Source organism: Paradesulfitobacterium aromaticivorans (assembly GCF_054657415.1).
The window spans coordinates 190,274-207,368 of sequence record NZ_BAAHYT010000010.1; the positions used below are offsets into that span (position 1 = coordinate 190,274).

17 protein-coding genes and 1 pseudogene are annotated in these 17,095 nt (G+C 45.0%); 3 read left to right on the forward strand and 15 right to left on the reverse strand.

What is annotated here, in order from left to right; translation table 11 throughout:
- Window positions 1-11: 11 nt before the first annotated feature.
- The 4 genes from ACYQ2N_RS06240 to ACYQ2N_RS06255 all read right to left on the reverse strand — a co-directional run bounded on the left by ACYQ2N_RS06240 (window position 12) and on the right by ACYQ2N_RS06255 (window position 1,860).
- Window positions 12-434 carry a hypothetical protein gene (locus tag ACYQ2N_RS06240; RefSeq protein WP_459998228.1) on the reverse strand — a complete coding sequence of 141 codons (423 nt, stop codon included), beginning with the start codon at window positions 432-434 and terminating at the stop codon, window positions 12-14.
- A gap of 187 nt (window positions 435-621) precedes the next feature.
- Window positions 622-1,128, reverse strand: a complete 507-nt coding sequence (locus ACYQ2N_RS06245; RefSeq protein ID WP_459998229.1) for a response regulator — start codon at window positions 1,126-1,128, stop codon at window positions 622-624.
- Window positions 1,129-1,275: 147 nt separating this feature from the next.
- Window positions 1,276-1,521, reverse strand: coding sequence for a thioredoxin family protein (locus tag ACYQ2N_RS06250; RefSeq protein WP_459998230.1), 246 nt, complete (start codon window positions 1,519-1,521; stop codon window positions 1,276-1,278).
- Window positions 1,522-1,536: 15 nt separating this feature from the next.
- Entirely contained in the window at window positions 1,537-1,860 is a 324-nt protein-coding gene (locus tag ACYQ2N_RS06255) for an ArsR/SmtB family transcription factor (RefSeq protein ID WP_459998231.1), read from the reverse strand.
- 242 nt (window positions 1,861-2,102) lie between these two features.
- Between ACYQ2N_RS06255 and ACYQ2N_RS06260 the strand changes: the two genes are divergently transcribed.
- Together ACYQ2N_RS06260 and ACYQ2N_RS06265 are read left to right on the forward strand one after the other, a co-directional pair.
- Complete coding sequence (locus ACYQ2N_RS06260) at window positions 2,103-2,351, forward strand: MerR family DNA-binding protein (protein WP_460000481.1); 249 nt, start codon at window positions 2,103-2,105, stop codon at window positions 2,349-2,351.
- Between the two features lie 37 nt (window positions 2,352-2,388).
- On the forward strand, window positions 2,389-2,787 hold the full coding sequence (locus tag ACYQ2N_RS06265; protein ID WP_459998233.1) for a (2Fe-2S)-binding protein: 399 nt from the start codon (window positions 2,389-2,391) through the stop codon (window positions 2,785-2,787).
- A gap of 99 nt (window positions 2,788-2,886) precedes the next feature.
- Here ACYQ2N_RS06265 and ACYQ2N_RS06270 read toward each other — a convergent pair whose 3' ends face one another.
- The 4 genes from ACYQ2N_RS06270 to ACYQ2N_RS06285 form a co-directional block, all read right to left on the reverse strand.
- Window positions 2,887-3,225, reverse strand: a complete 339-nt coding sequence (locus ACYQ2N_RS06270) for a YnfA family protein (protein ID WP_459998235.1) — start codon at window positions 3,223-3,225, stop codon at window positions 2,887-2,889.
- A 249-nt stretch (window positions 3,226-3,474) separates the two neighbouring features.
- Entirely contained in the window at window positions 3,475-4,425 is a 951-nt protein-coding gene (locus ACYQ2N_RS06275) for a permease (protein ID WP_459998237.1), read from the reverse strand.
- 21 nt (window positions 4,426-4,446) lie between these two features.
- Window positions 4,447-4,740 (reverse strand): ArsR/SmtB family transcription factor, encoded by a 294-nt coding sequence (locus ACYQ2N_RS06280; protein WP_459998238.1) that lies wholly within the window; start codon window positions 4,738-4,740, stop codon window positions 4,447-4,449.
- A gap of 191 nt (window positions 4,741-4,931) precedes the next feature.
- A complete protein-coding gene (locus ACYQ2N_RS06285) occupies window positions 4,932-5,618 on the reverse strand; it encodes a TorD/DmsD family molecular chaperone (protein WP_459998240.1) in 687 nt (228 codons plus the stop codon).
- A 368-nt stretch (window positions 5,619-5,986) separates the two neighbouring features.
- On the opposite strand from ACYQ2N_RS06285, the pseudogene ACYQ2N_RS06290 reads away from it, so the two are divergent.
- Window positions 5,987-6,130: pseudogene (locus ACYQ2N_RS06290) on the forward strand (class I SAM-dependent methyltransferase); the annotation flags it as partial.
- Window positions 6,131-6,158: 28 nt separating this feature from the next.
- Here the strand turns inward: ACYQ2N_RS06290 and ACYQ2N_RS06295 are convergent.
- The 7 genes from ACYQ2N_RS06295 to ACYQ2N_RS06325 all read right to left on the reverse strand — a co-directional run bounded on the left by ACYQ2N_RS06295 (window position 6,159) and on the right by ACYQ2N_RS06325 (window position 16,744).
- Window positions 6,159-9,632 carry a bifunctional glycogen debranching protein GlgX/4-alpha-glucanotransferase gene (locus ACYQ2N_RS06295; RefSeq protein WP_459998241.1) on the reverse strand — a complete coding sequence of 1,158 codons (3,474 nt, stop codon included), beginning with the start codon at window positions 9,630-9,632 and terminating at the stop codon, window positions 6,159-6,161.
- A 30-nt stretch (window positions 9,633-9,662) separates the two neighbouring features.
- A complete protein-coding gene (gene glgA, locus ACYQ2N_RS06300; protein WP_459998242.1) occupies window positions 9,663-11,096 on the reverse strand; it encodes a glycogen synthase GlgA in 1,434 nt (477 codons plus the stop codon).
- A 229-nt stretch (window positions 11,097-11,325) separates the two neighbouring features.
- Window positions 11,326-13,809, reverse strand: a complete 2,484-nt coding sequence (locus ACYQ2N_RS06305) for a glycogen/starch/alpha-glucan phosphorylase (protein WP_460000482.1) — start codon at window positions 13,807-13,809, stop codon at window positions 11,326-11,328.
- A 24-nt stretch (window positions 13,810-13,833) separates the two neighbouring features.
- Window positions 13,834-15,717: a 1,4-alpha-glucan branching protein GlgB gene (glgB, locus tag ACYQ2N_RS06310; protein ID WP_459998243.1), complete on the reverse strand. Its 1,884-nt coding sequence runs from the start codon at window positions 15,715-15,717 to the stop codon at window positions 13,834-13,836.
- A 208-nt stretch (window positions 15,718-15,925) separates the two neighbouring features.
- Window positions 15,926-16,162, reverse strand: a complete 237-nt coding sequence (locus ACYQ2N_RS06315; RefSeq protein ID WP_459998245.1) for a hypothetical protein — start codon at window positions 16,160-16,162, stop codon at window positions 15,926-15,928.
- Window positions 16,159-16,425 carry a hypothetical protein gene (locus ACYQ2N_RS06320; protein WP_459998246.1) on the reverse strand — a complete coding sequence of 89 codons (267 nt, stop codon included), beginning with the start codon at window positions 16,423-16,425 and terminating at the stop codon, window positions 16,159-16,161. Before ACYQ2N_RS06320 ends, ACYQ2N_RS06315 begins: the two co-directional genes overlap by 4 nt.
- Window positions 16,391-16,744: a hypothetical protein gene (locus ACYQ2N_RS06325; RefSeq protein ID WP_459998247.1), complete on the reverse strand. Its 354-nt coding sequence runs from the start codon at window positions 16,742-16,744 to the stop codon at window positions 16,391-16,393. The genes ACYQ2N_RS06320 and ACYQ2N_RS06325 overlap by 35 nt, the downstream gene beginning before the upstream one ends.
- Window positions 16,745-17,095 lie beyond the last annotated feature (351 nt).

A 17,095-nucleotide genomic window follows, 5' to 3' on the forward strand; every position in this document is an offset into this window, starting at 1 on the left:
CCTCCTTTGCTTTAGGCCTTCACTGCAGAATCTTTGTTTGAAGTTGTGATTTGCTCAGAAGTGAGCTTGGGAATAACCAGCGTAATTACAAGGAAAATCAGGGACAGCAAGCCCACCACCGCCGCCAGCCACTCAACCGCCGAAGGGACATAACTTAAACTTAAGCGGGTATGCTGAAAGGAATCAGGCAATCCTTTCATGGCCGGCTCCATAAAAGCGGCAGAAACAAGACTGTATTTGTAGTACACAATCCCTACCAGAACCAGGACACTGCCCCAAACAGCCTGGGTCGGCTTCCTCAGCAGATATAAAGAAACTAAACTGCCGATTACTACGAAAATCAGCCAGAATTTCCAGTCGCTCAGCTGGGCTTTAGCTTCAGGCGCTTGCAACTCGAGCATTTGCATGGTTACTAAAATATCCTCTTGAGCCATGATCGTCCTCCTCTCCTTTACCTATTAGTCCTTGTGCTCTTTTTCATTATCCCATTTTTGTTTGTCCTTTAAAATCAGCAAAAACCCGGAATTTTAAATCAGGGTTTTTGCGCACTGGGTTCCGCTTAACTTTTTCCGACAGCTAATTGTCACTAAGACTTCCACCTCTTAAGTGAGAGATAACCCGTTAAATATACCCTTCTTCCTTGGCATAACGAACCAAAGCCGAGCGGCGTTCACATCCGGTCTTTTCCATGATCCTGGCCTTGTGAGTCTCAACCGTTTTAATGCTTACACCGAGTTCTTCACCAATTTCTTTATTCGTCAGCCCCAAAGCCACCAGCTTGAGGACTTCCTTTTCCCGTTCAGTTAAATTACCGATTCCCTTACGGCAGGTGTCTGTGTTCTCCTCTTGCTGCATCGCTTTAATCAGAGCTTGCGTCATATTCGGATGCAGAAATACTCCATTCGTAGCCACCGCCCTAATCGCTTCCAGCAATTCAGCATCCGCAGCCTTTTTCAAAACATAGCCATTGGCCCCTTCCCGCAGGGCTTGTTGTAAATACTCTTCCCCTTCATGCATCGTCAGCATGATAACCCGCACCTGCGGATCAATTTTCTTAATCTCAGCCACGGCTTCGATCCCGCCCATGCCGGGCATAGAAATGTCCAACAGAATAATATCCGGCTGCAAAGATTTAACCTTCCATTAATATTGAAAGCAAAAAGCCCTGAACGAAAATCTCCGCCCTGGGCTTAGTTTGTAACCATACTTTGGGATCCAATTAAGCTTTGCTAAAATAACCTGTCTTGCCTTGGAGCCCATAGCCGCACCAATCAATTATTGCCCTACTTCAGCCTGAAGAATCTCGATTACTTTGGCCCTGTTAGGCACCTTGCCGACCAGTTTAACCTGTTCGTTAACCACCAAGGCCGGCGTGCTCATTACGCCGTAAGCCATGATCCCAGGGATATCCTGTACTTTCTCAATCTCAGCCACAATACCCAGTTCGGCCACAGCATCCCTGGTTACTTGCTCCAGTTTGGCACAGTTGGAGCACCCTGAGCCCAAAATTTTAATGTTCATACCATCCATCTCCTTCTAAGTTGATAAATGCTTGCGCAAAGCTTCGCTTTCCTGAAACTGGCGGGTAAGAATATCCTCAATCTTCTTCAAAACCTCGAGCACTTCGGGATGCTTAATACTGTAAAGAACTTGCAGACCAACCTTGCGTGCCGTAATAATGTTCTGCTTGCGCAGCACAGCCAAATGCTGAGAGACATTGGATTGTTCCAAGCCCAAATCAGGCACCAGGTCGCATACACAGACTTCCGCCCCGGCCAAACGTTCAAGGATGCGAATCCGTGTCGGATGGGCCAAAGCCTTAAAGAACTCACTTTTCATGAATGAAATTTGCTCTTGCACTTTAATCCCTCTATCCAATTAAAATTCTTTCTCATTCCCCTCTCTGTTTACTATATTATAATATTATTACCAAGTTGTGCAACCCTAGCCAGTCATTCTAATTCGCTGATTCAGGCCATGATCGCATTACAGATACCACGATGATGATTATACCCCTATAAATAAAATAATCCCTGGCGAAAAATAATAAAAAGATTGCTAAATAAACTCTTGACTCCGTACCTAACTACAGGTTTCAGCGAATTAGGTTCATAAAACGCTCTCAGGATTTGGGGTTCACACTTGCGGAAATAAACAAACTAGTCACTTTGACCGCTAACGAAGATTTAAGTTGTGGGGAAGTTCGGCAATTCGCCTCCCAAAAGCTGAAGGAGATCGAGTTAAAAATACGTGACCTGCAAAACATCAAAAGTGTTCTTGAAGATTTATTGAGCAAATGCAACGAAGGGCAAATTAATATTTGTCCAATCATAGAAAGGTTATCGGAATAAATCATTTTTATGTAATGAAAGGAAGCATTTACCTAATATGAATGAACTGTCGTCCACATCGAAAGCAATTCCGGTTTGCCCTGTTTGTAACCGAGTGGGACAAAAAGTACGTAAAGTAACGGTCGAACATCAAGTACAACCCGGTGTTGAAATTGAAGGAGAACAATTTTTCTTGTGTAGAACTCCCACTTGTGAAGTTGCTTATTACACCCTAGACAGTAAGCTAACTATTTATCAAGCGCAGTTGGTTAACAAGATTTGGTTTAAGAACGTCCTTCCCCCTATTCCCATTTGTTATTGTGCCAATGTTACGGAGGAGGAAATTCTTCATCATGTTGCTGTGGCACAATGTTGCTCTACCCTTGAAGATATTAAGGAACATACGGGGGCTAACACTGGGTGTAAATGTCTGACAAAAAATCCTGCCGGTGGCTGATGTTCATCTGTAGTGCAATCGGTGATTGCCAAAGGTCTTGCTATTAGAAAAACAAACGCATAGTTTCCGACCATCTTTTTGGTCATGTTTGAAGCTGTATTAAAATAACCTATCTTGCCTTGGAGCCCATAGCATAACTGAAACACCTACAATGCAGATAATAACGCCTATCCAATCATATACATCCGGTGTTTTTTTATCGATTCCCCAGCCCCATAGAACTGCTAAGATAATAAAAACACCCCCGTAGGCAGCATAGACCCTTCCAAAACTCGGAAACTTCTGCAGGGTGGGAATGATTCCATATAACACGAGAACAATTCCTCCAACCACTCCGTACCATACTGGTTTAGCCTCACGCAACCATAGCCACACCAAGTAGCCTCCACCAATTTCTGCTAGTCCAGCAAGAATAAATAGTATGATCGCTTGTAGCATTGCTTCAACTCCTCAGCAGTAGTTGAGTTACCTTTCAATCTCCGCCGCAATACCCAGTTCTGCCACAGCATCCCAGGTACTTGCTCTAGTTTGGCACAGTAGGAACACCCTGAGCCCAGAATTTTAATGTTCATACCATCCATCTCCCTTAAGTTAAACAAAGCTCGTTCCCGCAGTTAGCCATCGGATAAAGGCAGCTTACTTCAGGTGTAGTTTTAACTCTTATCTAAAGTTTGTTGATCAAGAACATCAGGCCATGATCGCATTAAACAGATAACCTACGATGATGATTGTGACAGCCATAATCCCCACAAAAATCGCAATGAGCTTGGGTTTTAACACCTTGCGCAAGATAATCATTTCCGGCAGGCTCAAAGCTGTGACCGCCATCATAAAGGCCAAAACTGTGCCCAAAGCCATGCCTTTTTCCATCAGAGCATTGACGATGGGAATCGTGCCCGCCGCGTTTGAATAAAGCGGAACTCCGATTAAGACCGCCAATGGCACTGCCAGCAAGTTGTCCCGTCCCGCATATCTGACCAAGAAGTCTTCCGGAGCATAGCCATGAATAAAACCGCCAATGGCAATCCCGATTACGACGTAGAACCAGACCTTTTTCAAAATATCTATGACATAACTCCAAGCGTACTCAACGCGGTCGCGCCAGCTTAACTCGGCCAGTTCCGCGTCCGTCATTTTGATGTTGTAGACATATTCCTCCACTAAATGCTCCAATTTAAGCTTGCCAATCACGATCCCGGCCACAATAGCTACACTCACTCCGGTGGCAATGTAAATGGCAGCAATCTTCCACCCGAACAGCCCCCACAGCATGACTAGGGCTACCTCGTTAACCATCGGGGAAGAAATGAGGAAGGAAAAGGTTACACCCAGGGGCACCCCTGATTCCACAAACCCGATAAAGACCGGCACTGCCGAGCACGAACAGAAAGGCGTGACAATGCCAAGCAAAGCAGCTGAGATATTGCCCACAAATTCGCGCTTGCGGCTAAGGATTTTTTTCGTTTTCTCCGGCGGAAAAAAGCTTCTGATTAACGATACCGCAAAGATAATTAGCGCCAGCATCAAAAAAATCTTGATTGTATCATAGATAAAGAAATCGACCGCTCCGCCCAGCCGGCTTTGCGGAGTTAGGTTAAAAACATCGTAAGCGACAAAATCCGCAAATCTTTGTAACATACCCTATTCCCCCAAACATTGTTAAACTTTTTCCTCATCGTCCTGCCGAACGATAGCATAATACACAAACTTCCCCACCCGCCTGGAACTGATTAACCCCGCATTCTCAAGGATCTTCAAATGGTGGGAAACCGTAGACTGTCCTACGCGAAATATATCCATGAGTTCACAGACACATCGTTCCCCCTGCTCCAATACCCGCACCATTTTCAGGCGCGTCTCATCCCCCAGCGCTTTATACCGCTTCACTTCCCTGCGAATTTCATTGTTATCGAAGGCAGGCCCATGGCGGGCCATTCTGACCTCTTCAGTCATCCTCGTCCCCTCCCATCTCCAGAGCATTAAAAGTGTTTCCAAGCACTTTGATTTTATACCTACATATCTACATATGTCAATATGTCTTTATGATAATGTTATAATATATCTTACACGTTGGCTATTGCAAATCAGCAAAAATAGACCCTCTCATCCAGTCAAGATGAAAGGGTCTATTTATTCGTAGCTTACTAAGGCCTTGCCCCGTTCAGGATGTTATAGTCTGTGCGTACAAAATGCCCAGCCAACTTAGCCAGTATGCGATAAAAATCCGTGCCTGCATCTGACTCCAGCTGCCGGTTTAATGCTCCAAACCATTGGGCCAGATGGTTTTCAAGGAACTGTCTCTGCCATTGCGTGTAACAGTGAACAAGGGACATATGCCCGCTCTGTCTAGCCTGTATTTCCTTCGATACCAATCCTTTCATGAAAGCCAGCTCCACACCGGCATGATCTGCCTTCTCCGGATACATACTCTTCATGTCCAGTCCCGCATGGCGGTAGAAAAACTGCACCTCTTGCTCAGCTCGCTGTTCTGCCAGTTTCTTGGAACGAAACCTGTACTGTGCGTGGTAATGTGATTCGTAAGGGCGCAGGTAAACTGGGCCATCCGGCTGAAAGAGACGGAGATAGTCGCTAATCACTAAGCCGTACAACTTAGCATTTTGGAGCGACTTCTCCAGCTCCTCTAAAAAGCGTCCTGTTGGTATGTCAAGCGATCGAATGCCCTCACTCAGTTTACCCTGACGGTTTAAAAGGCCTGTGGTCTTGAACTGAGGTCTCGGTTTTCCCAAGAAACAGTCTGCTAAGAGTCCATATAAGGCCACCCGGATCTCCAACCAGTCAATCAGCGCTTGGGGATCTTCAGTCCTAACCATCGGATCCCTCCATCCCTTCTTATCGTTGCAACCATTTTAAGATAAATGAGGCGTCACTGCTATCGGGTAAAACCCTAGATATATCTAAGATTTTCCTGATACGGCTGTCGCGTTTAACCTGGCAGCCTTTAATTCATGCCAAATTTTTAAGTTCGGCATACACCTAGGTTGCCCAGTTGCATCTAACCTTTTCTCACTCTTCCCGGTAATTGAATGACACGACATCCTTCCATAGGTTTCGCACGACGCTCAATTCCGCCGTCCCAGGGTACGCCAACAGGGTTTTCTCCAGATAAACCTGCACACCCGTTTCTTCAAGCAGCGCATAGTTGTCCAGAGGTCTAAGGCTGGTAAAATTTATGTCCAATGGGATTAAAAAGAGCAGGGAAAATGCCCAATATCATTATGACATCGGGAATGATTTTTACCGTTTATGGCTTGATGAAACCATGACCTATTCCTGCGTTTACTTCAAATCCCCGGAAGATACTTTGGTTCAGGCGCAAAAGAATTGGGGGTGGAACACTGACCTCCGCCTATTTACACTCTCATCGTCTTCTCAGCTTGAGTACGAAGCCAGGTCTTGACTTCATTTGTAACGAGATTTACATCCAACCTCCACTGCCAATTTCCTGCGCTCGTTCCTGGAACATTCATTCTCGTTTCCTCACCTAAACCCAAAATATCTTGCATGGGCAGGATGACCCACACCGCCGGGCTCAAATATAGTTCTTCGAGCAAACCACGACAGGCCTGTTTACTCATCTCAGTGGGATTCATGCTGCTGACCGGGTTTCCCTCTTCGCCCCCTTCATGCTTCATATACCAGCCTAACAAAGTGTTATTATCGTGCGTTCCCGAATAATAAACAACATTTGTTTCGGAATTCGTTGGCATCATTTTTATGGGTGTAAACTGAACTACTTTCATTCCCGGAAAACCAAAAATCTGTTTCAAAACATTGACTTCCGGAGTTATGACTCCTAAATCCTCAACAATAAAAGGACAAGCCCCAAACATTGCAACCATGCTTTCAAAGAATCTTTTCCCTGGCCCTTTGATCCATCTCCCCTTTTCTGCCGTCGCTTCTCCAGCATCAACCTCCCAATACGCTTCAAAACCCCGGAAATGGTCCAACCGAATGAAATCAAACTGGTTTATGCTAAACTTGATTCGTTTTTTCCACCAATCATACTGCGTGACAGCCAAAGCTTCCCAATTATAGACGGGATTCCCCCATAACTGGCCTGTCCTGCTAAAATAGTCAGGAGGCACGCCGGCAATTTTAGACGGTCTTCCCCGCTCATCCAGGACAAACAAGCTACGGTTGACCCAAACATCACAGCTGTCAGCCGCTACAAAATGGGGCAAATCCCCCACCAGTTGAACCCCTTTAGCGTTCGCATACATTTTAAGGTCATGCCATTCATAGAAAAAGGTATATTGTAAGAATTGAATAAAGCCTATCTCCTCCCGGAGTAGGAAAGCATATTCTGATAATGTTTCCGTCTCACGTGCAGCAAGCCCAGGTTCCCAGTCACACCACGGAATATCCCCGAAATGTACCTTTAAAGCCCGGAAGAGTGCATAATCATCCAGCCATATTTTATTATCGTCTTGAAATTTTGAAAAGTTTGCACTGAAAAGATAGGGTGATTTCCCTGAAGGAAACGAACCCAAAGGGGAATATTCCAACTGCGTCAGAAATTCTTGATAGGCTTCGTAGAGCAAATCACGTTTCAACACTTTCAACGATTGAGACATAACGCTTGGTTCAAGACCCAAACGCCATATTTGTTTGTATTTTTCCTGCGTCTTCTCTAAACTCAGAAGTCCCTCACGGATTAAATGATCAAGACTGATAAACAGCGGGTCGCCGGCAAAAACTGATTCACTGAGATAGGGAGAATCCCCCAACCCAGCGGGATTCAAGGGTAATACCTGCCACAAAGATTGTCCGGAGTCCGCCAAAAAATCGGCAAAATCATACGCTCCCTTTCCGAAATCCCCCAGGCCCCAAGAAGAAGGCAAAGAGCTGATATGTAATAATACTCCGCTGGAACGGCGAAGGGGCACAAGCTGAGGCAGTGTTTTTTTCCTGAGCAGGACTCTGGGGCTCAAAGCATTTATGGGCATGGCACTTAATCTTTCCGGATCAAGCCGTTCTCCGGTTATTAAGTCAACCACCCAGGGGAAGAGCTCTAACTTTGTATAAAGATTCACTGTTTTAGCTTCTCCCACATGGCGGTTGATCAGGATGAGTATTTCCTCCTCGGTTCCGGACCGCATGAACCCATAAACGTCCGGTGCGAAGAAAAACGACCGGAAATCCCCTTCCTGTAAGACCTCGTATTCAGTATGCAGACTCAGGAGCCGTTGGTACCACTGCTTGATTTCCAGGTCTTCCTTACCCCAGGGATAGGTTCCCCTGTTATAAGGGTCAGAGTACCCTTCCACCCCTGCTTCATCCCCATAATAGATACAGGGCACTCCGGGAAACGTCATTTGAACCAAACTTAATAGTTTCAGCCTTTGCACCGCCAACTGCCGGGCAAGCGGGAGAAGCTCATAGTTCCTGCGCTCCGTCTCTGTCAATTCCTGTTCTGGCGGAGCTTCTCCCAAAAGGGTTAAAATCCGGGCTGTATCATGACTCCCGATCAAATTCATGGCCGCATAAAAATTTTCCCGTGGATAATTTTCATACAAACTCATCACCGCTCGATGAACGAAGCGGGAATCGCTTTGTCCCAGTAAAAATCCCAGAAAAATCGTGCGGAAAGGATAGTTCATCGTTGCATCCAGTTCATTCCCTAAAAAATATTCACGTTGTTTACCATAGCTTATTTTGTTTGAAGCGTCTTCCCATACTTCCCCGATGAGCACGGCATCCGGGCGAAGGTGCTTCATGGCATGACGCAATTCCTGAATAAATTCATCCGGCAGCTCGTCGGCTACATCCAGACGCCACCCTGCAACTCCCATACTCAACCACTTATGAAGCACACTCTCTTCAGTCCCATAGATAAACCGGCGATAGGAAGGGTCCATCTCATTCACTTCCGGAAGGGAATCACCCCCCCACCAGCACTTGTACTCCTCACGGTTGCCCTTAAACTGATACCAGGCATAATAGGGAGAGTCAACCGACTGGTAAGCACCCACCCCCGGATAATTGCCGTATTTGTTGAAATAAATGCTGTCACTTCCGGTATGGCTGAAGACCCCGTCCAGGATAATGGAAATCCCGTATTCCCTGGCTTGAGCGATCAGTTGCTGAAAAACCGCCTCATCTCCATACATCGGATCGATCTTGTGATAATCGGCCGTATCATATTTATGATTGCTGGGAGCATCAAAAATCGGATTAAAATAAAGGATGCTTATGCCTAATTCTTTGAAATAGGGTAATTTTTCGATAACCCCTTGCAAATTTCCGCCAAAAAAGTCCCAATCCGTCACTCTGCCCGAGACATCTTTGATGTAGACCGGTCGATCTGACCAATGAGCATGTACCAAGGCGTTTTTACGCGGATAGAAGGTCACTCCGCTGTCAAAAGCCTGATAAAAACGATCGACAAAAACTTGATACATGACCCCACGCTTATACCACTCAGGAACATGCATCTGCTGATATACCGTGATTTGATAGGAGGGAGGTTCCCCCTCGGCAAGCCTGCCCTCCCCACCCAGTTTTTCTTCGTTATTTCCATAATAATAAGTTTGAGTTCCTACCCGCATCATGAAATAATACCAGATGAGCCCCGGACTGCCAGGTACTTCATATTCTCCCTCGAATAGGGTTTCATCGGCAACCAGGTTGTCACGAGGCTCAAGCTTTTGGTGCATAGAAATCATTATTTCCCGCCCGGTTTCCCAAAGGCGCAGCACACATCTTTCAACCGGAATATCCGAAAATGTGCGTAAACGCAAGGTGATTCTCTGGCTGCATAGGACTGCGCCAAACGGTTCACGGTAGAACAAATCCTGTGAATTGTGATAGGCCTTAAACACCATATCCTTCACCTGTGCCCTTTATTGTTAATGTTACTGGAGCAAGGATTCATAAATTCCGATGTATTCCTGTGCGGATCTTTCCCAACTAAAATCAGACGTTAAGGCATTCTGACGTATGTGCTCCCAAGCCTGCTTGTCTTCCTGGAATATTTTCAGCGCACGCTGCACCGCATACAGTAATTCATGGGCATTGTAATTGGCAAAACTAAATCCATTACCTGTACCGGTCGTTTCATTATAGGGCATAATCGTATCCTTTAAGCCGCCTGTTTCGCGTACGACCGGAATCGTCCCGTAGCGCATGGCTATCATCTGCGCTATCCCGCAGGGTTCAAACCGCGAAGGCATTAAGAACATGTCTGCCCCGGCATATATCATGTGCGCCAGTTTATCTGAAAAAGATAAATTAATCGCTAGTTTGACGGGATACTTAGAAGCGTAATAACGGAACATAGCTTCATATCGTTCTTCTCCGGTGCCGTGGATAACCATCTGAACATCGAGTTTAAGTATATCTTCTATAACGTGGGCCACGAGATCCATGCCTTTTTGGTCTACCAGCCGTGAAACCATTCCCAGTACAGCTTTATCTCCCTGAACTGGAAGTCCCATACTGCTTTGCAGGTGCTTTTTATTTTGCTTTTTGGCAAGAGTAACGTCCTGAGACGGCAAGACAACATAGGGATCCTTAGTAGGATCATAGATCTTATAATCAATGCCGTTAAGAATACCCGTAAGACTTTCCCTTCTTTTCCTCAAAAGTCCATCCAATTTTTCTCCAAAATACGGATTTTGGATCTCCTGAGCATACGTTGGACTCACCGTTGTCAATTGATCGGCATACAGCAGAGCCGCCTTCATAAAATTGACCCCACCATAAAATTCCAAGGAATCTTCAGCAAAATGCTCCAGTCCGAGTCCCACAATATCGCCAAGAACTTCCTGCGGGAAAATCCCCTGATAGCTCAGGTTATGAATCGTAAATACCGTTTTCAGATGATAATAAAGGGGCTCCCGGCTGTAAAACACTTTAAGCATCAGCGGTATCAAGGCCGTATGCCAATCATGACAATGTAGGATATCCGGCTTAAACCCCGGCAAGTGGATTAAACTTTCAAGTGCTGCACGGGAAAAAAAAGCGAATCTTTCCGCATCATCATATTCCCCGTAAACATGCTGGCGCGAAAAGTAATACTCGTTATCAATAAAATAATAATGAACCCCCTGGTAAATCAGCTCATCCAGGCCGCAATATTGTTTGCGCCAAGCCAGAGGAACCTCAAAATGGGCCAGAGGTTTTAACAAGCTTTGAAAATGTTCGGGAATCAGGCTGTATTTTGGCAGAATCACGCGCACATCAACACCCTGTTTATGCAGGAAGGACGCTAATGAGCCCACGACTTCCCCCAAGCCACCTGTCTTAATAAAAGGATCGGCTTCTGCAGCCACAAACACGATTTTCATATTCTCTCCCTCCCATCAAATCCTGGCTCCTGCTCCGGAAACTAGTCTATTCCGGCAGTGACTCATGATTTCCACATTTTCCCCTACAATTGTCTTGCGAATGATTGAGCCTTTGTGAACTTTGGCATAAGAACATCCTCATCTAGGGTGAGAATGCCAAACCGCGAAGCTTCTCCCATGGAACATGAATTGCTGCTACGGTTATCTCCGAGTTTTTTTCTTTATGGAACTAACATGTTCTGGTGTCGAACATTCCTTTCAAACATCTACTGGAAGTTATGTTATTTACCGTACGATATTTAATTTTCCAGATCCGATCAGCATATTCTCTGATGGTTCGATCACTGGAAAAGATCCCGGACTCCGCAATATTCATTAAGGACATCCGGTTCCAACCCACTGTATCCGTATAAACGGTTTGGAGCTTCTCGTACTCATTAACATAAGAACGAAAATCTTTTAGAACAAAGAATTCATCATTATAAATCATCAGAGAATCATACAACACCCTGAATTCTTCACTCATCTCTGGGAAAAACCCTCCATTCAACTGCTCCACACACGTTCTGATATCCGCGTCAGCGTGGTATTCATCCCAGGGTTTATACCCGCCATCACGGGTATAATTCAATACCTGTTCAGCTGTAAGCCCAAAGATGAAAATATTATCCTCGCCCACCGCTTCTTTAATTTCAACATTTGCTCCATCCAAGGTTCCCAGGGTAATGGCCCCATTCATCATGAATTTCATATTTCCTGTTCCGGAAGCCTCTTTACTTGCTGTCGATATCTGCTCACTGATGTTGGCTGCAGGATAAATCATTTCTCCCTGGGACACATTAAAATTCTCGATAAATACAACCTTTAATTTTTGCTTAACTTTTGGTTCATGCTCTATTTTCCGACTCAGCGCATGAATAAGTTTAATCACGGTTTTGGCATAATGATATCCTGGGGCTGCTTTGCCGCCGAAGATGAAGGTATGTGAACCGGTCAATGAGTCCGGGTCGTTCAGCGCCTTATTGTATAAGTGCATGATCTTCAGCACATTGAGCAATTGCCTTTTATAGGCATGGATTCGTTTCACTTGAACATCAAATATCGACATGGGATCAAGGTCAAGCCCCTGTCTGGCCTTGACACTGGCGGCTAAACGGCATTTGTTTTCGTACTTCACTTGCACGAGCTGTTCCAAGAAACTGGCATCATCTTTAAACCCATGAAGTTTCTGGAGTTGTGCGGCATCTTCTTTCCAGGCAGGACCGATTGCCTCCGTAATCAGGCGCGCCAGCCCAGGATTTGCTGCGAGCAAAAACCTTCTGTGGTTGATACCATTTGTTTTGTTATTGAACTTATAGCCAAATACCTGATAGTACTCTTTAAAGACTTCTTTCTTCAGTATTTCGGTATGCAATTGCGCAACCCCATTCACGGATGAACTTCCAATCACGGCCAGATTCGCCATCCACACATACCCATCTTTGAGTATTTGCGTTCTCCGAATCACTTCCTCCTCGTTCGAAAATTTCTGCGCCAAATCCTCTTTAAACCGGCGATCAATCTCCTCAATGATCATGAAAATTCGAGGCAAGAGGCTTTTAACCAGGTCAATCGGCCATTTTTCCATGGCTTCAGGCATAATAGTATGATTGGTAAATGACATAGTGTTGACCGTGATATTCCACGCCTCATCCCATCCCATTCCTTCTTCATCAATCAAGATGCGCATCAGTTCAGGAATACACAAAACAGGATGCGTGTCATTAATATGTACTGCCACCCGGCGGGAAAAGTCTTGCAATGAGCTTGTTCGGTTCCCCTTTTTATAACTCCGCACAATGGAGCCTAACCCGGCGGCCACAAAAAAGTATTCCTGTTTAAGCCTCAGCTCTCTGCCGGCACGACTGCTGTCATCAGGATAAAGAATATAAGAGATAGCCTCAACCTCTGATTTATAGCTGGTAGCCTGCCTAAATTCCCCCCGATTGAAGCTGGCTAAATCCAGTTCTTCTGACATCGTTTCTGCACTCCATAACCTTAAATTATTAATGTAGTCAGGATGATCATAACTCATTATCGGGACATCATAAGGCACAGCCAGTACGGGTTCATAGTTCTCATGGCAAAACACCATCCGTCCTTCATTGAAATCCGTCCTCACATTTCCTTTGAATTTAACTACAACAGCCTTTTCTTGCTTGCGAGTCTCCCATAGATAACCATTCTTAAGCCAATCGTCCGCGACTTCCACCTGGTTGCCTGCGACAATTTTTTGTTCAAATAACCCATACTGATAGCGAATCCCGTTACCATGTCCCTCTATCCCTAAGAACGCCATGGAGTCGAGGAAACACGCTGCCAATCTGCCTAACCCTCCATTACCCAAGCCAGGATCCGCTTCTTGTTCCAAAAGTTCATCAAGATTGATATTTAACTCGGCTAAACCCTCGCGTACGAGACCTTCAATTTTAAAATTAACCAAATAATTTAAAAGCAATTTGCCAATCAGAAATTCCATCGAAAAATAAAAAACTCGTTTTCCCTGTGACATGGAATTTTTGTTAATAGTCCGAAAATAACTCATCTTTTCTTTTAACAATGCGACCAATGCACTAAATTTATCCCAAGTAGTTGCTTCATCGAGTGTGATCTCTTCCTCCTCAATTAATTTCAGCAAATAGGCCTGTTTAAAGCCTTCTTTATCGGCAAACATCATGTCTGTTCCTCCAATTCTCAACTATTCAACATGGGTAGGTTTTAAAATGATCGTGGCTAACGGAGCCATGTTAATTGTTACAGAATACAATTGATCATGCCATGGAACCGTTTCGGTAAAAAGCAACGATCGATTGACATGATCCTCTCCCCCATAAACCGCTTGGTCTGAATTAAATATCTCCTGATATGTTCCCCTGTGTGGAACTCCCACACGAAAGTCTTCATAGCGATTGACCTGAAAATTAATGATGATGATTAGGAAATTCTCGGCTTTCCTTGCTTTACGACAAAATATCAAAATGCTTTGTTGCGCATTATTGGCATCAATCCAGGCAAACCCCGTCCAATCTTGTTCATTTTCCCAGAGGGCCTTTTCCTGTCGATAAAGTTTATTTAAATCCCTCACAAAGTTCTGATGCTTCCTATGCATCTCGTAGTCCAATAAAAACCAGTCCAGTTCTGTATCCGCTCTCCACTCGATAAACTGAGCAAAATCCCCACCCATAAACAATAGTTTTTTACCAGGATGACACATTAAATATCCATATAAACTTCTAAATCCCGCAAATTTCTGCCTGTAGTCCCCCGGCATTTTTTCCAATAATGACTTTTTACCATGAACAACCTCATCATGAGACAGAGGAAGTATGAAGTTTTCAGAAAAAGCATAGGTCATAGAGAACGTTAATAATTGATGGTTGTCTTTACGCATGGGAAAATCGAGACCTATATACCGCAAAGTATCGTTCATCCAACCCATATTCCATTTGAAGTTATAGCCAAGTCCAGCCACATCCGTTGCATAAGTCACAAGCGGCCAGTCTGTCGATTCTTCTGCAATCATTAAGACTCCCGGAAAATAGTAAAAAACCACTTCATTCAACTTTTGCATAAAAGCAATAGCAGCCAGATTCTCTCTTCCTCCATGCCGGTTGCGTCTCCATGCCTGTTCATTTCCATAATCTAAGTAAAGCATATTGCTGACACCATCTACGCGTAACCCATCGACATGAAACCGGTCCAGCCAAAACAACGCGTTACTAATGAGATAACTCCAGACCTCCGTTTTGGCAAAATCGAAATTGTACGTTCCCCATGGTTCATTTTCATTATCTTCGAACACAGCTGTTCCATTGTATTTTCCCAAACCATGGATATCTTTGCAAAAATGACCTGGTACCCAATCGAGAATAACCCCAATCCCCGCCTGATGACATTGATTCACAAAATACATGAAATCATGGGGCGTGCCATATCTGCTTGTACCTGAGTAATAACCGGTCACTTGATAGCCCCATGAACCATCAAAAGGATGTTCCATGATAGGCATCAATTCAATGTGGGTATAGCCCATTTGAATAACATAGCCTATTAAGTCTACAGCCAGGGTTCGCCAATTATAATAGTTTCCGTCTTCTGTCCTTCTCCACGAACCCACATGAACTTCATAAATCAAAAGGGGCATCTCCTTTACTTTAACCCCTTTTCTTTGCTCCATCCTTGTCTGATCTTGCCAATCAAAGCCATCTAAAGAATAAACGATCGATGCAGTTGCAGGTCTTAACTCTGAAAAAAAAGCATAGGGATCGGATTTTAACAACACCTGTCCGTCTTTTGTATGTATTTCATATTTATAAAGTTGTCCCCGCAGATCCCTAGGTACGAAAATCATCCATACCCCGCTGCTCCCGATTTCAGACATTGCATAATTCGCAGAACACCATTGATTAAACGAACCAACCAGTCCAACATGCAATGCTTCAGGCACCCAAACTGCAAAATACGTTCCATAAACACCATTACACACTATGATATGGGCACCAAATTTGAGGTAGCTGTGGTACAGTTCTCCAAGATTAAACAGGTATACCTCATCTTGATCAAGAAAGCATTCCTTGTCCATCGATCCAATACCTCTTCATTTGGTTTCCATTTTTAATAATCCAATATTGAAAATGATCTTCCCTAATAATCTTCTCTGTTTCGATGGATTCTCCTTCCATCGTTTACAAAAAACATTACAACATTATAATATTTTTAATGTTTTTTTGTTTACCCATTCAGTTACCCGATAACTTCTATCATCAGCTTGTATATCATGAATTTCCTCTTTATTGTTTGCAGTTTAACGGAGCTCCATAGCCCATGGCCAGACGGACAACCGCCAGGATTAAGGCCATCTCAGCCTCTGACACGATACCCTCACAGGCGAGCGCCGTACCAGGGATAGGAATACGCCGCGCGGCACCGCTAAAGACCGGTGCCATTTCCCGGGTTAGCAGGGTCATTTCCGTTAACTCCTCCGCGTTATGCTCCCGACCCACCGGTTCCACACAGGTTCCGATCACCAAACCGGCCTCCCGGGCTGCCCGGATCGTGCGCAAACGAGTTTCCGGCTTAATGAGCGTGAGACCTTTCCTTCCCCTAGGCGCAGGGCATGATAGACCCCCTGAAAGCCGACCCGGCGCAAAGCCTCCGCACCCTCCCTTCCGAAATCCCCGGTATTGGCAACCAAGACCGCTTCCGGTCCCAAAGCGGCCCGCACCGTGCGCCCGATCCGCAGAAACTCGGCAAAATCAAAATTGGCCGTCGTCAAGGGGCCAGCTGTCATGCACACCCAGCCCCTGAAAAAGCAAATAATTCATGACCACGATAATCCCCTGAAAAACCACAGACCAGCCAAAAACCCCGACCAACATCCCCGGTCGGAACCGGTAACTGCCTAAAACTTCGAGAAAAGCGGCCACTCCCTCCGCGATCTTGGGATACCTGGCCAAGAAACGAAGCAAAAACCGCCCCCAACCGGGAAATAACAGGAGCCCTGTCAAACTCAGAACCACTGCCGCCAAGACCGGAATGACCACGGCTACCCGGCCCATGACCTGCTGAAAACTGAAAAACCCGCTGAAGCTTAAAAAGATCAGCCCCAAAGCCGCCCAAAGCCGTTCGGTAATGACCGCAACTGCTCCAGTCTTACGGGCCGAAGGGGAGTTAGCGAAGGGTAGCTTTTACAAGCCGACGCTCTTCTTAGCGGCACCTTGCAAAGGGCTCAGATTGATAACCGTTAAATTAAAGGGTCATCCTCAAATACATCAATGAATTGACAGCATTTCTTTGCAACACGATAGCCCTACAAATTTTTACCCTAATCCAGAAAACTCCTTGCTATAACTCAGTTATTAAGATATAATATTTTTTAATTGTTAATGTGCGGAGAATTTCCACCCTTTGAGAATGCCTATAAACACCGCGGGCGTTTGTGTTTATACGTATCTCAACCA

Bases quoted from the DNA above. Each gene is read 5' to 3' on its own strand.
- ACYQ2N_RS06240 (WP_459998228.1), bottom strand. From the start codon at position 434: ATGGCTCAAGAGGATATTTTAGTAACCATGCAAATGCTCGAGTTGCAA.
- ACYQ2N_RS06250 (WP_459998230.1), bottom strand. From the start codon at position 1,521: ATGAACATTAAAATTTTGGGCTCAGGGTGCTCCAACTGTGCCAAACTG.
- ACYQ2N_RS06265 (WP_459998233.1), top strand. From the start codon at position 2,389: ATGAATGAACTGTCGTCCACATCGAAAGCAATTCCGGTTTGCCCTGTT.
- ACYQ2N_RS06270 (WP_459998235.1), bottom strand. From the start codon at position 3,225: ATGCTACAAGCGATCATACTATTTATTCTTGCTGGACTAGCAGAAATT.
- ACYQ2N_RS06275 (WP_459998237.1), bottom strand. From the start codon at position 4,425: ATGTTACAAAGATTTGCGGATTTTGTCGCTTACGATGTTTTTAACCTA.
- ACYQ2N_RS06280 (WP_459998238.1), bottom strand. From the start codon at position 4,740: ATGACTGAAGAGGTCAGAATGGCCCGCCATGGGCCTGCCTTCGATAAC.
- ACYQ2N_RS06285 (WP_459998240.1), bottom strand. From the start codon at position 5,618: ATGGTTAGGACTGAAGATCCCCAAGCGCTGATTGACTGGTTGGAGATC.
- ACYQ2N_RS06295 (WP_459998241.1), bottom strand. From the start codon at position 9,632: ATGGTGTTTAAGGCCTATCACAATTCACAGGATTTGTTCTACCGTGAA.
- glgA (WP_459998242.1), bottom strand. From the start codon at position 11,096: ATGAAAATCGTGTTTGTGGCTGCAGAAGCCGATCCTTTTATTAAGACA.
- ACYQ2N_RS06305 (WP_460000482.1), bottom strand. From the start codon at position 13,809: ATGTTTGCCGATAAAGAAGGCTTTAAACAGGCCTATTTGCTGAAATTA.
- glgB (WP_459998243.1), bottom strand. From the start codon at position 15,717: ATGGACAAGGAATGCTTTCTTGATCAAGATGAGGTATACCTGTTTAAT.
- ACYQ2N_RS06320 (WP_459998246.1), bottom strand. From the start codon at position 16,425: ATGACAGCTGGCCCCTTGACGACGGCCAATTTTGATTTTGCCGAGTTT.